The organism is Tractidigestivibacter sp. (genome assembly GCF_057241865.1).
Genome location: NZ_DBHHPX010000002.1, coordinates 20,566 through 35,634, shown reverse-complemented (window position 1 = coordinate 35,634; position 15,069 = coordinate 20,566). Strand labels below are relative to the sequence as shown.

General features: G+C 63.1%; 11 protein-coding genes. 3 read left to right on the top strand and 8 right to left on the bottom strand.

The features are described 5' to 3' along the window. Nucleotides 1-4: 4 nt before the first annotated feature. The gene (locus tag ACO59D_RS01095) at nucleotides 5-2,881 is read left to right on the top strand and encodes an ABC transporter permease (protein ID WP_485125414.1); all 2,877 of its coding nucleotides are present in this window, start codon (nucleotides 5-7) and stop codon (nucleotides 2,879-2,881) included. A 107-nt stretch (nucleotides 2,882-2,988) separates the two neighbouring features. Here ACO59D_RS01095 and ACO59D_RS01090 read toward each other — a convergent pair whose 3' ends face one another. After that, entirely contained in the window at nucleotides 2,989-3,414 is a 426-nt protein-coding gene (locus ACO59D_RS01090) for an Hsp20/alpha crystallin family protein (protein ID WP_485125413.1), read from the bottom strand. A gap of 320 nt (nucleotides 3,415-3,734) precedes the next feature. Between ACO59D_RS01090 and ACO59D_RS01085 the strand changes: the two genes are divergently transcribed. Next, nucleotides 3,735-4,229: a hypothetical protein gene (locus tag ACO59D_RS01085; RefSeq protein ID WP_485125412.1), complete on the top strand. Its 495-nt coding sequence runs from the start codon at nucleotides 3,735-3,737 to the stop codon at nucleotides 4,227-4,229. 53 nt (nucleotides 4,230-4,282) lie between these two features. On the opposite strand, the gene ACO59D_RS01080 is transcribed toward ACO59D_RS01085, so the two are convergent. From ACO59D_RS01080 to dnaK, 7 genes are all read right to left on the bottom strand, one after another. Continuing rightward, the gene (locus tag ACO59D_RS01080; RefSeq protein ID WP_485125411.1) at nucleotides 4,283-4,492 is read right to left on the bottom strand and encodes a hypothetical protein; all 210 of its coding nucleotides are present in this window, start codon (nucleotides 4,490-4,492) and stop codon (nucleotides 4,283-4,285) included. 5 nt (nucleotides 4,493-4,497) lie between these two features. Further along, nucleotides 4,498-6,108, bottom strand: coding sequence for a PASTA domain-containing protein (locus ACO59D_RS01075; RefSeq protein WP_485125410.1), 1,611 nt, complete (start codon nucleotides 6,106-6,108; stop codon nucleotides 4,498-4,500). Between the two features lie 446 nt (nucleotides 6,109-6,554). After that, entirely contained in the window at nucleotides 6,555-9,245 is a 2,691-nt protein-coding gene (clpB, locus tag ACO59D_RS01070) for an ATP-dependent chaperone ClpB (RefSeq protein WP_485125409.1), read from the bottom strand. A 230-nt stretch (nucleotides 9,246-9,475) separates the two neighbouring features. Next, nucleotides 9,476-9,904 carry a heat shock protein transcriptional repressor HspR gene (locus ACO59D_RS01065; RefSeq protein WP_485125408.1) on the bottom strand — a complete coding sequence of 143 codons (429 nt, stop codon included), beginning with the start codon at nucleotides 9,902-9,904 and terminating at the stop codon, nucleotides 9,476-9,478. Beyond that, nucleotides 9,894-10,856, bottom strand: coding sequence for a DnaJ C-terminal domain-containing protein (locus ACO59D_RS01060; protein ID WP_485125407.1), 963 nt, complete (start codon nucleotides 10,854-10,856; stop codon nucleotides 9,894-9,896). The genes ACO59D_RS01065 and ACO59D_RS01060 overlap by 11 nt, the downstream gene beginning before the upstream one ends. Before the next feature lie 63 nt (nucleotides 10,857-10,919). Continuing rightward, the gene (locus ACO59D_RS01055; protein ID WP_485125406.1) at nucleotides 10,920-11,771 is read right to left on the bottom strand and encodes a nucleotide exchange factor GrpE; all 852 of its coding nucleotides are present in this window, start codon (nucleotides 11,769-11,771) and stop codon (nucleotides 10,920-10,922) included. A gap of 110 nt (nucleotides 11,772-11,881) precedes the next feature. After that, nucleotides 11,882-13,789 (bottom strand): molecular chaperone DnaK, encoded by a 1,908-nt coding sequence (gene dnaK / locus ACO59D_RS01050; protein ID WP_485125405.1) that lies wholly within the window; start codon nucleotides 13,787-13,789, stop codon nucleotides 11,882-11,884. A gap of 602 nt (nucleotides 13,790-14,391) precedes the next feature. Here dnaK and yfcE point away from each other — a divergent pair. Then, nucleotides 14,392-14,952 (top strand): phosphodiesterase, encoded by a 561-nt coding sequence (gene yfcE / locus ACO59D_RS01045; RefSeq protein WP_485125404.1) that lies wholly within the window; start codon nucleotides 14,392-14,394, stop codon nucleotides 14,950-14,952. Nucleotides 14,953-15,069: the final 117 nt, after the last annotated feature.

The following is a 15,069-nucleotide window of genomic DNA, read 5'->3' as shown; positions in this document are numbered from 1 at the left end:
GACCATGGGAGTATTCACCAGCTTTACGCTGCGCTCCCTGGAGCGCAACCGTACGCGCACCATCGTGACCATTGTGGGCGTGATGCTCTCGACGGCGCTTCTGACTGGCGTCATTGCCACCGCCACCAGCGTGGCCGCGGCGCTGGCGCAGCGCACGGCCCAGACCGAGGGCTCCTGGCAGGTCTACGACACGCTGACGGATGCGCAGCAGGACACGCAGGGCACCCTCGACGCCCTGGCCGAGGACTCCCACGTATCGGCTGCGATGTCCGCCCAGGTGGCGGGCTATGCCAGCTACAATGTGGGCGACGCGGACGACTCGATACTCGTGGTGCTGGGCATGCCCACGGCGCTGCGCGGCACGGAAGGCCAGGCGCGAGCCCTGACGGTGATGCCCACCGTTCGAGCCGGCCGAGAGCCGCAGAGCGCGGGCGAGGTCATGCTGCCCGTGTCGTTTGCCGGCGTGACCCTGGGCGCCACGAGCAACGCCGCGACGCAGGCCAAAAGCGACGTGCCCATCGACCTGGGCACCACCATCTCGCTGCCCGTGGGGGCTGGCCTCAGCGGATCGGTGGAGAAGGGCACCGACCCCATGGTGGGCACCGCCAGCGGCACGCGCACGTTCACCGTGGTGGGCTTCTATGTGCCCCAGAACTACCTGAGAAACGACTTCAGCGCCACCTTGGACACCTCGGCTGCGGCCATTGTCTCGACCTCGGACGTTACCGCGCCGCTCGAGACGCGAATCTGGCTCTCCACCAGCGGCTTTACGACGAGAGAATCACTTAAGGACTGGGCCGCGAGCATCTTTGGCGAAGAGTCCTACTGGCTCCATGGCAGTCTTCTCACGTTCCAGGGCCTTGGCAACGAGGACAACTCTGCGCTCCAGAGCCTCTATGGCATGGTAGCTGTCGTCGGCTTCGTGGTGGTCGTGGCGGCCGTATCCATGATTGGCAACTCGTTCTCCATCTCGGTGGCGGAGCGCACCAGGCAGTTCGGTCTGCTGTCGTCGCTGGGCGCCTCGAGGCGGCAGCTCAGGCACGCCGTGCTCCTGGAGGCGGCCATCATTGGCCTTGCGGGCATACCCCTGGGCGTGGCGTGCGGGCTCGCTGGCGTCGCGGCCATGCTGAGGGTGTCCGCGCGGGCGTTCGACGCCATGCTCAGGGGCACCCTCTCGAGCACCGCGCAGGGCATCCCGCTGGTGGTGAGCCCCCTGGTAGTGTCCATCATCGTCGCTCTCTCCTTTGCTGTGGTGCTGATAAGCGCCTGGACGCCGTCATGGCGAGCAAGCAGGGTCTCTGCCATCGACGCCATTCGGCAGCAACGGGACGTGCGCCTCTCGCCCAGGGCCCAGCGCAAGATGTGGCACCAGATTGACTCCGGCACGCGCGCCAAGAGCCCATTCCTGGAACGCATCGCGGGAGTGCCAGGGCTTCTCGCCAGCCGCAACCTCACGAGGACCAGTTCGCGTGGACGCACCGTAGTCATGTCGCTGGCCCTCTCGATTATCCTCGTGGTCCTGGCGGGCACCATCTCGCTCTACATGGAGCGCGCGGTCTTGCTGGGCGGGAGCACGGGCGCCATAAACGGGGCCGACATGACAGTGCGCCTCACCCACAACCAGACCAAAGGCCTGGGGACTGGGGCCACGCTTTCCCTGGCGGATCGGACGCAGACGCTCACGGGCGCCGTTGACGGCCTCACGGGGGGCACGCCCATCATCACGGGCACCATCGAGGCATCGCTGGCACCAGGCTCGATCTCAGCGCAAGGGAGAGAGATGCTTGCCTGGTACGACCCCAACCAGACTTCCACAAACGCCGACGGGGCCTATGCGGGCATGCTGCAGGCTGCGTTTGTCGATGACGCAACGTGGGAGGCGCTCTGCGAACGGGCCGGCGCGTCCAGTGCAGGGGCTGGCGGAGGAGACGGGATCTCCGCCCTTGCGCTCAACGTGTCCCTCATGCAGGGTGCGGCCGGGGGTGTGAAGACGCTGGCTCCCTTTGACCACCCCTCAACCGGTACCGCATACGCGCTGCAGGAAGTCAACGGCGATGCGACCTCGCTTGCCCTATCCTCAGACGGCGCGACCGTCGCCACGTACTGGGACAGCGGCTCTGCAACTGGTACGAGCTCTGCCCTCAAGACCGTGCCCCTCGACAAGGCCGTGACGAGAAGCGCCTCGCTCAACGTGATTGGCTCGCTTGACTCCACCCCAGACGCGCTTGCGGATGTCGCCACCATGATGGGCACGAGCCTCTCCCTCGTAATGCCCCGCTCCGCGCTGGAAGCCAACCCCGACATCCTCCTGGCAGACATGGTGACCGTGCCCTTCACGCTCAACGAGGGCGCAGATCCCTACGACACCAGCACCGCTCTCACGGACGCGGCCGATGCCGTTGCCGGCACCACGGCCACCGCGAACGTTGCCAACAACGTTCTCGAACGGGAATACTCGAAATCGGTTCTCGGCCTCTTCCAGCTGCTTGTGACGATCTTCTCAGTCATCTGCCTGCTCATCGCCATTGCCAACGTCTTCAACACGCTCTCGACAAGCATCATCCTGCGCACCAAGGAGTTCGCGGTGCTCGAGAGCGTGGGGATGGGGCCCAGGGACTTCCGTCGCATGCTGGTCGCCGAGTGCGCGAGCTATGCCGCCCGCGGCCTTGCGATGGGGCTCATCGTCTCAACTGGCGTTGTCTGGGCCTTTTGGATGTTCTTCACGCGCATGGCCGAGGGCCTCCCGTTTGTGCTGCCATGGGGCCACGTCGCTGCAGCGTGCGCGGGGGTGGTCGGAGTGCTTGCGGTGTCGGTGGCCTACGCGCTGCGACGCAGCCATGCGCTGAACATCGTTGAGGCGCTGCGTGCCGAGGCAATTTAGCGGCGAGGTGAGGTGCCGCCGAGAAGGCCCCATACACAGCGTGGCACCCGCCGCACATGCGACGGGTGCCACGCTTTCTTGGTTCCTCGGCTTGAGACGTCAAGTGGCTAGTCGATGCTGACCTTGGTGACGTTTGCCTTCTCGGCCTGCTTGGGAACGCTCACCGTAAGAACACCGTCCTCGAGCTTTGCGGCAAGGCCGGCGGTGGCAGCGTCCTTCAGGTACACGCCACGCGTTGCGCTCCACTCCAAGCTCTCCTTGTGGAGGTAGTTCTTGCCCTTCTCCTCATCGGAGTCCTTCTTATCGACGCTGATGGAAAGCCTGCCCTCGTTGAGCTCGACGTCCACTTGGTCCTTCTTGACGCCTGGAAGCTCTGCCGAGACCACATAGCGATCGCCCGCGTCCTCAACGTCCATCTTGAAGGCTGCGTTGCCATCAATGGCTGCCAGCGGCGCGAAGAAGTCATCAAAGCTGCCGAACGGCCAGCTGCTCAGCGCCCTTGCGTACCTGTCATACGGAACCATGCCTGCCATGACCATCAACTCCCCTTGTCGTGTGGGCACCTTCTCTTGATGCCCTTGATATTCGGTGATATATATTCCCGACATTCGATTTATTAAACGTCTAAGTAAAGATTTTCTTAGTCTGTTTGACTTAGATTTTGAGTTTACGCACGTCATCGCCACAATGGCATGTTCGCGGGCAGCACACGGCCCTATGTGCTCTATGATGGGGAGACTGCCGTGCAAACCGCAACCGGAGGCACGAACACATGAGCAATTACAACGACCCGGGCAATTCAGGCAGCGTTTCTCCTAACCCGCAGGTAGCGCCTGGGGGATCGCACTTTTCCATGCCGGAGGACGCACAGGAGCCGCAGGCGGCATCACCTGACGAGACGTCCATGGCAGACTACTCTGGCGAGAACTCCCCTGCCACTGGTCTCGACGGCGCACCCGAGCCGCAGCAGCCAACACCTAGGCCGCAGCGCTACATGCGCGCACGTACGCCACACAAGACCGTTGCACCCATCAACGACTATGACAACCAAGAGAGCAGCGACGGCTTCGACGGCTTCACACACGACTCCGACTACGCCAACAGGGGGTCCATGTTCTCGGGACGCTCCTATCGCAAGTCGCGCTCCGAGATGCCGCAGCTGCGCCGCGACCTCCACTATGGCCAGTACCTCGAGATTCCCAAGGGTCGTCGTGACATCTTCGCCTCACGCGAACGCAAGATGCACATCCGCTCGGTGGTTGCCCTTGTCGCCGTGATTGTGGTGCTGTGCGTAATCGTGTTCTTCGTGTGGCAGTACATGCAGGTCAACTGGGGTGCGACGGGCTAGGCCTCCACTGGCTCTGGTTTTCGCGTCGTGCATGCGGTCCAGGAGCCGCGGGCCTAGTCCCACGGGTCGCGCTCGAAGAGTGGCTCGGGGCAGGGACGGCGGTCCGAGTACGGGTCGTATCCGTCATCGTCCTCATTTTCCGCACGCATGAAGGGCCCATCAGCGGAGTCGATCTTCCCGGGCGCGCACTTTGTCGTAGGCGCCGAGATGGGCTTTGGAGCCGGCGGCGCAATGGGCCTTGCCGCAGCGTTCTTGTCGGCCATGTGTGTCACTTCCCGTAGTAGCTGGTAAGGGCAACGTAGCTCGCGAGGTCGTTACCGTATTTGCTTAGGTCTATACCGTCGTAGTGGCTCTTGGGCGCGATGGTCACGACCACGTGGGCTGTCGAGCCGCTGGGGCTCCCTATGAGCACAGTCCATACGTAGCCGTCCTGCTCGCCGTAGCCGCATATGAATGAGAGCCTGGCCTTGTCGATGTTGCGCGAGGTCTGCGCCGTATCCGAGGTGCAGGAGGAGACGAGATTGGTGATGCCACAGGCGTCCATCACAGCCGAGAGACCGCTTGCGCTGATGCTGGCGTCCGAGGAGACCGTAGAGGCCGCCGCTTGGAGGCGCACTCCGCCCACGGGTTTGCCGGCGGCAAGCGCGTTCGTACCCGCGCCCGCTCCGGCGGCATCGGAAGACTCAGGCGAGTCGGTGATGGTGATGGTTGCCGAGCCGTTGGTGTAGACCGCATATGCATCGCCGTTCGAGAACGACCCGGTAGACGAGACGGAATAGCCCTGCTTGGCGAGATATGCATCGAGGTCTGCCGGCTTGATGTTGAAGTACTCGGCGACATGGTAGGCGTCGGTCAGCTTGGGCGTCGGCACATAGAGCGTGACCGTGGAACCCTCAGACACCTCGGTGCCCGCATCGGGCGAGGTGGAGAGCACAACGTTCTCCTCGCCCGTCTCGTCTGCATACGAGACGGAATACGTAAGGCCCGCAGCCTTGATGGCACTCTCGGCGTCGGAGAGGCTCACGCCCGTCACGTCAGGCACCTTGAAGGGCTGGGCTAGCGTGAGCGTAATCTGGTCCGTCGAGACAAACTTCTGGCCTTCGTCGGGGCTCACCGAGAGTACCGTCCCCTCGGGTTGGTTTGAGTTCTGATAGGCAAGGGTGATGTTCTCGGCACCTTCGTTGAGCAGGGCCTCCCTTGCGTCCTCCAAGCTTTGTCCCACGACAGAGGGAACCGTGCGAGCCACTGCCACGGTGATGGTCACCGAGAGGTCTTCGCCCGTGCGCGTACCCGCGGCGGGGTCCATCAAGATGACCTTGCCCACGTTGTCGTCGGAGAGGGCCTCGTTGACGGTTATGTTAAAGCCAAGCGGCGAGAGGGTCGAGCGCGCCTCGGTCTCGGACTTACCCACAACGTCAGGCACGGTCTTGCCGCCCCAGTACTCGTTCTCGTAGGTGTACTTCACCACGAAAGCAGCGGCGGCGAGAAGTGCAACCGCCACGATGATCACGGCCAAGGGCCGCACGCGGCTGCGATGCTTGCCGTCTGCGGTGACCGGGGAATCTATAGCCACGGGTGCGTAGGGGGTCACCCGCGTAAAGTCGGCATCGTTGATGGGTGCGTAGGGGTCATCCATCGCGTCGATGCCGTCGGGGCCCTCCTGCCCGGCCGAGACGGCATGGGGAACGACAATGGTGGGCGTCTCGTCTTGGGCGACGTCTAGGGTGACGCTCGCGGCGTCATCTTGGGCGGCGGTGCCAGCGTCATCTTGGGCGGCGGTGCCAACGAGCTGCGTTGCGTCCGAGTCAGCCAGCACCGTGGCGTCCGGGTCGTCCTGCCCCGCATGTGTGACGTTGCCGTGAAGCTCTGGATCGTCCATGTCGCAACCTCCCCGGACCACCGAAGGCACTCTGCCAGTACCTCCCCATTGTGCCCCAACAGAGAAATCTGCGTCACGGAAACCCATGCGGCAGCAATGAGCTGTTGTGCGTACGCACAGGGGCGGTTTTCTGACAGTTCGATCCCCCTGGACCCATGGCTTGTCGACAAAGCCGCATCGTGCGTACGCACAACCCCCACTCGCTGACATGACCCTCTCAGCCAACTGGGAAAACGTTGGAGTTCTGTCATAAATCCTCCGGTGTGCGTACGCATAAGGGTGACTTCTCGCCCACAACCATTCCGAAACCGCCCCGCATGCCAGAGAAATTCCCTCGTGCGTACGCACAACCACAGCTATCTGCCAGCCCGCACCGCCGAGAAGCCCGAGCGGCAAAGCGGCCCCGGAGCACAGGCTCCGAGGCCGCAACGAAGGCGTCGCTCGTCCTATTCTACCGAGTCGGGTTCGACGGGCTCGTCTGCCGAGGAGGACCCGCCGTCACCGGCGTCGGCCGCGGCGGCACGGCGACGGCCCTTCTCGCTCGCCGCGTCGTCGCGGGCTGCGAAGAGCCTGCCGTCGTCGCCCACGTCCACCTTGACGGTGTCGCCCTCGCCCACCTTGCCATCGATGATGAGGTTGGCGACGTTGTCGATCACCTGACGCTGGATGAGGCGCTTGAGCGGACGCGCGCCGTAGACCGGGTCCAGGCCGTCAAGGGCGAGCGACTGCTTGGCCGCCGGCCTGAGCTCGAGCGAGATGCGCTCGCGTGCGAGGCGCTCACGCACGTCCTTGAGCTGGATGTCCACAATCTTCTCGATGTCGGAGAGACCCAGCGCGTGGAAGACCACCACGTCGTCGATCCTGTTGAGAAACTCCGGCTTGAAGGTCTGACGCAGGGCGTCATTGACCTTGCGCTGGACCTCCTCGGGGTCGTTCTGCGCGTTGGCCCCGGCGATGAACTGGGACCCGACATTGGACGTCATGATGATGATCGTGTTCTTGAAGCTCACGACTCGGCCCTGGCCATCGGTGAGGCGCCCGTCATCAAGCACCTGCAGCAGGATGTTGAAGACGTCGGGGTGCGCCTTCTCCATCTCGTCGAGCAGGATCACGCTGTAGGGGTGCCTGCGTACGGCCTCGGTGAGCTGGCCGCCCTCGTCGTAGCCAACGTATCCCGGGGGCGCGCCGATGAGGCGCTGGACGCTGAACTTCTCCATATACTCGGACATGTCGATACGCACCAGCGCCTTATCGTCATCGAACAGGCACTCGGCCAGCGCCTTGGCCAGCTCTGTCTTGCCCACGCCCGTGGGACCAAGGAAGAAGAAGCTGCCAATGGGCCTGTTTGGGTCGGAGAGACCCGCTCGGCTGCGACGCACGGCGGCAGCCACAGCAGAGACGGCCTCATCCTGCCCCACGACACGCTTGTGGAGCTCGGTCTCGAGGTTCTTGAGCTTGTCCATCTCGCCCTGCATCATCTTGGACACAGGCACGCCCGTCCACTCGGAAACCACGTCGGCGATCTCTTCGGACGTGACCTCCTCCTTCAAGATGCCGCCAGACTCCTGTCTCTCCGAAAGCGCCTTCGACGCGTCATCGTACTGGCGTTGGAGCGAGGGGATGGTCGAGTAGCGCAGCTCGGAGGCCCTGGCAAGGTCTCCGTCGCGCGTGGCACGCTCAACCTCGCCCTTGGCGTCCTCGATCTGGGACTTGAGGTCCTGGACGTGGTCGATGGCCTGCTTCTCGTTTTGCCAGTCGGCCTTCATGCCATCGAGCTTCTCGCGGGTGGTGGCTATCTCGCCGCGCAACTTCTTGAGGCGCTCGCGAGAGACCTCGTCCTCCTCCTTCATGAGGGCCTGCTCCTCGATCTGCATCTGCGTGAGCTGGCGGTCAACGGCATCGATGTCGGCCGGCATGGAGTCGAGTTCCATGCGCAGGCGGCTCGCCGCCTCGTCCACAAGGTCGATGGCCTTGTCGGGCAGGAAGCGGTCGGAGATGTAGCGGTTCGAGAGGTCGGCTGCCGAGACAAGTGCGGCGTCCGTGATGCGCACGCGGTGGTGCTGCTCGTACTTGTCCTTGATGCCACGCAGAATCGAGATGGTCTCCTCGACGCTGGGCTCAGACACCATGACCGGCTGGAACCTGCGCGCAAGGGCCTGGTCCTTCTCGATGTACTTGCGGTACTCGTCAAGCGTGGTGGCGCCAATGGCGTGTAGTGCGCCACGGGCAAGGGCCGGCTTCAGGATGTTGCCGGCGTCCATGGAGCCCTCGGTGGCACCTGCGCCCACGATGGTATGCAGCTCATCGATGAAGAGGATGATGCGGCCGTCGGACTTCTCGACCTCCTTGAGCACGGACTTCAGACGATCCTCAAACTCGCCGCGGTACTTGGCGCCGGCGACGAGCGCGCTCATGTCGAGCTCAATGACGTCCTTGTCGCGGATGGTGGAGGGCACGTCACCCGAGACGATGCGCTCTGCCAGGCCCTCGACGATAGCGGTCTTGCCTACACCAGGCTCGCCGATAAGCACGGGGTTGTTCTTGGTGCGACGGCTCAGCACCTGAATGGTGCGGCGAATCTCTTCCACGCGCCCGACGACCGGGTCGAGCTTTCCCTGGCGGGCAAGGTCGGTGATGTTGCGGCCGTACTTGGAGAGGGCCTCGAACTCCGGCTTGGAATCCTGGCTGGTCACGCGCTCGTCTCCGCGCAGAGCCTCGTAGGCCTCCTGCACACGCCTGCCCGTGACGCCAGCGGACTTGAGGATGCCGCCCGCTTCAGAGCGGTCATCTGCAAGCGCGCAGAACAAGTGCTCGCTTGTCACGTAGGAGTCGCCCATCTTGGTGGCGAGCTTCTCAGCGGCGTCTGCTACGCGCACAAAGTTGGTGCCGGCACCCATTTGCGAGTTGTCACCCGTCACCTTGGGCGCGTTGGCAATGGCGCGATCGACCTGTGCCTCGATGGATGCGGGGTCTGCGCCCACGCGCTCAACGATGGCGCGAATGTTCTGCTCGCCCGAGCTGAGCAGGGCCTTAAGCAGGTGGATTGGCTCCACCTGGCCCGCCTCGGCATCCGTCGCAATGCCCACGGCAGATTGCAACGCCTCCTGGGCCGTTACGGCCCACTTGTCTATTCTCATCTTGGTCACTCCCCCTACCCCATCGCGGGGCCTCATTGTCCATCGAGCTTATTGTTCCCAGGGCCAGCGCTGACTATGCAGAATCTAAGCGCGTTTATATTAGATTTTCGTATGTGCCCACACGCAAGGTTTGACCAGGCATCTGCATGTGGCTGCCGACAAAACAGGGCGCCGGATGCCCAGCGCACCCGGCGCCCCACCCCTCCCAAAGGAGCCTGCGTCTTGCCCGGTTACTCGAGAAGGCCACGCATGACCTGCTCGGGGCTCTGCCCGTCATAGCGCGCAAGAGCCGTGATCTTCTCCTGCATGCGGAACTCGTGGACCTCGTCCTCGAGCTCGCGCACGCGTGCGTGCAGGCGGCCAATCTCCTCATCCTTCTCGCGGGCGCGCTCGCGCATGTCCATGATTCTCACCACGCCCGCGAGGTTGATTCCCTCGTCGGTGAGCTTCGAGATGAAGTTGAGCCGATCGATGTCGGCCTGCGAGTAGAGCCGCGTGTTGCCTCGAGACCGGCCCGGGGTCACAAGGCCCTTCTGCTCGTAGACGCGCAGCGTCTGCGGGTGCATGCCGGTGAGCTCGGCTGCCACGCTAATCATGTACAGAGGCTTGTTCCTGTCGCGCGGGCCGTGTGTCTCGCGGTTTTCGTCGTTACGAGCCATAGCGCTCTACATCCCTTCTGTAGTCGCGCTTGTCGGCCTCCATGAGGGCACCCAAGCTGTCTCGCTCCTTCTTGCCGAGCGACGTGGGGACCTTCACGCGGATTGTCACGTAGAGCGCGCCACGCGTGCCCTTGCGCTTGACATTTGGGGCCCCCAAGTCACGGAAGCGGAAGCACTTGCCGTCCTGAGTGCCAGCGGGCACCTTGAGACGAACCTCGGCTCCGTCGGGCGTTGGGACGTCGACCGTTGAGCCAAGGGCGGCCTCGTACATGCTTACCGGCAGCTCCATGCGGATATCTGCGCCATCGCGCTTGAAGAGCGGGTGCTCCTCGACGTGCGTGGTGACCACAAGGTCACCGCGCTGGCCGCCGTTTACGCCGTACTCTCCGCGGCCACGGTAATGAAGCTTGCCACCGTCCACGGCACCCGCAGGAATCTTGACGGTAAGGGTCTGCTCCTCGCCCGTCGAAGGCACGCGGTAGGACACCTTGCGCGTAGCGCCATGGAGCGCCTCGTCAAAGGTGACGTCGATCCGCATGGTGAGGTCGCCGCCCTTGGCAGGCCGTTGGGCCTGCTGGCGGGCTGCGCCGCCAAAGATTGACGAGAAGTCAAACCCGCCAAAGCCATCGCCGCCCATGCCGCCGAAGATGTCGGACCAGTCGGCGTTGCCGCCAACGTTGGTGTGCGTGTACGTGCTCCTCGGGCCACCCGATCCACCGAAGTCAGCGCCAGGGATGCCTCCAAACATGAGCAGCTGGTCGTACTCCTTGCGCTTCTTCTCGTCGGAGAGCGTGGTGTAGGCCTCCGAGACCTCCTTGAACTTCTTCTCATCACCACCTGCGTCGGGGTGATACTTGGCCGCAAGCTTGCGAAAAGCCTTCCGGATCTCATCTTGGGTGGCATCGCGCTTCACGCCCAAGATGTCGTAGTATGTCTTCTTGCCATTGGCCATGGTTTCGCACGAGCCCCCTCTCATATCAATGCGCCCGGACCGAGCAGCCCGGGCGCCCTTATACTACTTTTCCTTCGCGGTGCCGTCGCCCGAGCCGGGATTCTTGTCGCCGCTGTCCTTGGCCTTGGCGTCCTTGTCGGACATGCCGTCGGCTGTTGGACGCTTGGGCCCACCGTAGGTGACGGTCACCATCGCTGTGCGGATGACCTTTTTGCCCATGCGATAACCCTTCTGATAGACCTGGTCGACCGTCTCGTCATAGGCATCCTTGTCCTCTCGACGGCCAACAGCCTGGTGCTCGAGCGGGTTGAACGGCTCGCCAGCGGGATCGATTGCCTCGACACCCTCCTTCGAGAGGACGCCCACCATCTTGTCGTGAACGGCCGATACGCCATTGACGAACTGCTCGAGCTGCTCGGACGCAGCGTCATGCTCAACGCCGGAGGCGTGCTCGATGGCGCGCTCCATATCATCGATGACCGGAAGCAGGCTTACCACGAGCTTCTCGGCAGCACGCTCGCGCTCGTCCAAGCGCTCCTGGGCGGTGCGGCGGCGATAGTTGTCCCAGTCCGCCTGGAGGCGAACGAGACGCTCGCTGGACTCGGTGGCCTCCCTCTTGGCCTTCTCGATGTCCTCCGTCATGTCGCCGAGTTTCTTCTGCAGCTCGTCTCGCTCGGAGCGGAGCTTCTTCGCGTCCTCAACGGCCTCCTGCTCAAGCACCTCGTCTGCGGCCTTCCTGGCGGCGGCGCGCATGGCCGCGTCGTCTTCCGGGTCGATGTCACCGGGGGCAGAGCTGGGGGCGGTCGACGCCGCACCCTCCGCGGCAGCCGATGCACCCTTGGGCGAGGCGGCCACCCCGCCCGGCTGCTTGGCGCCGGGCTTCTTCTCGTCTGCATCCTCGATTGGCACTTTCACGTCACCCTCCTCATGCGTACCAGAAGGAGCGGCCTTGTCGGCCGCCCCTTTGACGTGCGGTCCTTGCGGAGATGGCGCCATGGATTGCGCACCACGGCAACCGCCTCCCGCTAGTCCTTCTTCTTGTCGTCATCGACGACCTCATAGTCTGCATCTACCACGTCATCAGAGGAACCGCCGTCGGACGAGCCGGAAGCGCCATCCGCGGTCTGCTCCTGCGTGTTGGAGTACACGACCTCCGCCAGCTTGTGGCTGGCCTCCTGGAGCTTCTCGCCAGCAGCCTTGATGGCGTCGATGTCGCTGCCCTCGAGCGCCTTCTTGGCGGCGTCGACCGCCTCCTGGACATTCTTGCGCTGGTCTTCGGGCACCTTGTCGCCAAGGTCCTTCAAGGTCTGCTCGGTGGAGTAGCACAGGGAGTCGGTCTGGTTGCGAACCTCGATCTCATCCTTGTGCTTCTTGTCCTCCTCGGCGTGGGACTCGGCATCCTTGACCATGCGGTCGACCTCGTCGTCGGAAAGGGCAGTGGAGCCGGAGATGGTGATCTGCTGGGACTTGCCAGTCGCCTTGTCCTTGGCGGTAACCTTCACGATGCCGTTGGCGTCGATGTCGAACGTGACCTCAACCTGGGGCACGCCGCGCGGCGCGGCGGGGATGCCGGTAAGCGTGAACTTGCCGAGCGACTTGTTGTCGGCGGCCATCTCACGCTCGCCCTGCAGGACGTTGATCTCGACGGACGTCTGGTTGTCGGCAGCCGTGGAGTAGACCTCGGTCTTGCTTGTGGGGATCGTGGTGTTGCGGTCGATCATCTTGGTCATGACGCCACCCATGGTCTCGACGCCGAGCGACAGCGGCGTGACGTCGAGCAGCAGGATGCCAGAGACATCACCGGTGAGAACGCCAGCCTGGACGGCAGCGCCATCGGCAACGACCTCGTCGGGGTTCACAGACATGTTGGGCTGCTTGCCGGTCATCTGCTTGACGAGCTCCTGCACGGCAGGCATACGGCTGGAGCCACCGACGAGAATGACCTCGTCAACGTCGGAGATCTGCATGCTGGCGTCATGGAGGGCCTTGGTCACAGGGGCCTTGCAGCGATCGAGGAGGTCACGCGTAATGCGCTCGAACTCGGCACGGGTCAGGGTGTAGTTGAGGTGCTTGGGGCCGGTGGCATCGGCGGTGATGAAGGGCAGGTTGATGCCAGCCTGCTGCGCTGCGGAGAGCTCCTTCTTGGCGTTCTCGGCGGCCTCCTTCAGACGCTGAAGCGCCATGGGGTCCTTGCGCAGGTCGATGCCGCTCTCCTTCTGGAACTTGTCAGCGGCCCAGTCGATGACGCGCTGGTCCCAGTCATCGCCACCCAGGTGGTTGTCACCATTGGTGGCGAGAACCTCAACGACTCCGTCGGCGAGGTCCAGAAGCGACACATCAAAGGTGCCGCCGCCCAGGTCGAAGACGAGGACCTTCTGGTCCTTGTTCTTCTTGTCCAGGCCATATGCCAGAGCCGCAGCCGTAGGCTCGTTGACAATGCGCTTGACGTCGAGACCGGCAATCTTGCCGGCATCCTTGGTAGCCTGGCGCTGGGCATCGTTGAAGTATGCGGGGACGGTGATGACGGCCTCGGTGACGGGCTCGCCGAGATACTTCTCCGCGTCGGCCTTCATCTTGCCGAGAATCATGGCACTGATCTGCTCGGGCGTGAAGTCCTCGCCATCGATCTCGACAACGGCGCGCTCGCCAGTGCCGGACTTGACGGTGTATGGAACGGTCTTCAGCTCGGAGCTAACCTCGCTGTACTTGCGGCCCATAAAACGCTTGATGGAGAACACGGTGTTCTTGGGGTTGGTAACAGCCTGGTTCTTTGCAGCCTTGCCCACGATGCGGTCGCCGTCGGCGCGGAAGCCGACGACGGACGGGGTGGTTCGGTCGCCCTCCGCGTTCACGATGATGGTGGGCTCGCCGCCCTCGAGGACTGCCATTGCAGAGTTGGTTGTACCAAGGTCAATACCGAGAATCTTGCCCATGGCGTGCGTTCCTTTCCTTCTGCGCCGCTGCGGCGTTTGCCACGCTCAGCGCTTTGTTCGCTCTTGTACGTTGTGTCTTATGCCCCCTGTGATCCGACTTTATACATTATCTAAGTCTCAATGCATGAGATTTTTTGACGCTATGGCGCATAGGGGGATTGCGGGGGCTTTGGGCAGCGGCTTGCGGTGGTGAGAAGGCCCAGGCATCGCGGGTAGCGCACCAGGCCGGTTTCTAACTTTACGGTTGGTGGCAGTTTTGGCGCAATTCTTTATATGTCTCTAGTTCAATAGCAGATCTCTGACCTGCACTTCATCACCAATCGAACCGTTTTCTACTCGGGGATACCTCGAAAAACTGCCACCAACCGTCAATTCGTGCCATTTGGAGCTACTGGATGCCCCCACCGGCAATCTGGGCTCCCGCACAGCCGCTGTAACGCTACCGCTTCGGTGCTACTGAGGCGCTTTCGAGACGGACGGACCTCTGAAACGCCGCTGTGCGTCCAGGGTCGCTTCAACGCCCCCCGGCACGCGCACCGGGTTAAACTTCCATACTCCACGTCTACAATCACGAGGTAAGACACGACTACGGGAGGTACCCCATGAAGCTTCTCATCGCATCCGACATCCACGGCGCTGCGGATTGGTGCGCCCGTCTCATGGACGCCATTGACGCCGAGAACCCCAATCGCGTGATTCTTCTCGGCGATTTGCTCTATCACGGTCCTCGAAACGATCTGCCCTCAGACTACGCACCAAAGAAGGTCGTTGGCATGCTCAACGGCATCGCTGAGAAGGTCATTGCCGTGAGAGGCAACTGTGAGGCCGAGGTCGACCAGATGGTGCTCGACTTCCCCTGCATGGCGCAGTACAACGTCCTACTTGATCCCGATGCCAACGGCGGTGCCGGGATGACGATCTTTCTCACGCACGGGCATGTGTGGGGGCCCGGCATCCACAACTCGGTAGATGCGTGGCCCGAGCTGCCGCAGGGCTCGGCACTTGTGTACGGACACACGCACAAGAAGGTCAACCAGATGAGCAACACTCATCCCGGGATCACGGTTTTCAATCCAGGCTCGGTTGGCATTCCCAAGGACGGAACCCACAGCTACGGTGTCTACGAGGACGGCCGCTTCGAGTTTCGCGTGTGGGACGAGTAGGGCGAGAACCTAAGCGCATACGCAAGAGGGCCCGGGGCAGATTTGTCCCGGGCCCATCATCTATCGAGTCGGTTACACCCTCTGTGTTGAGAGACGCGTCGCCACGATTCCTTGTAC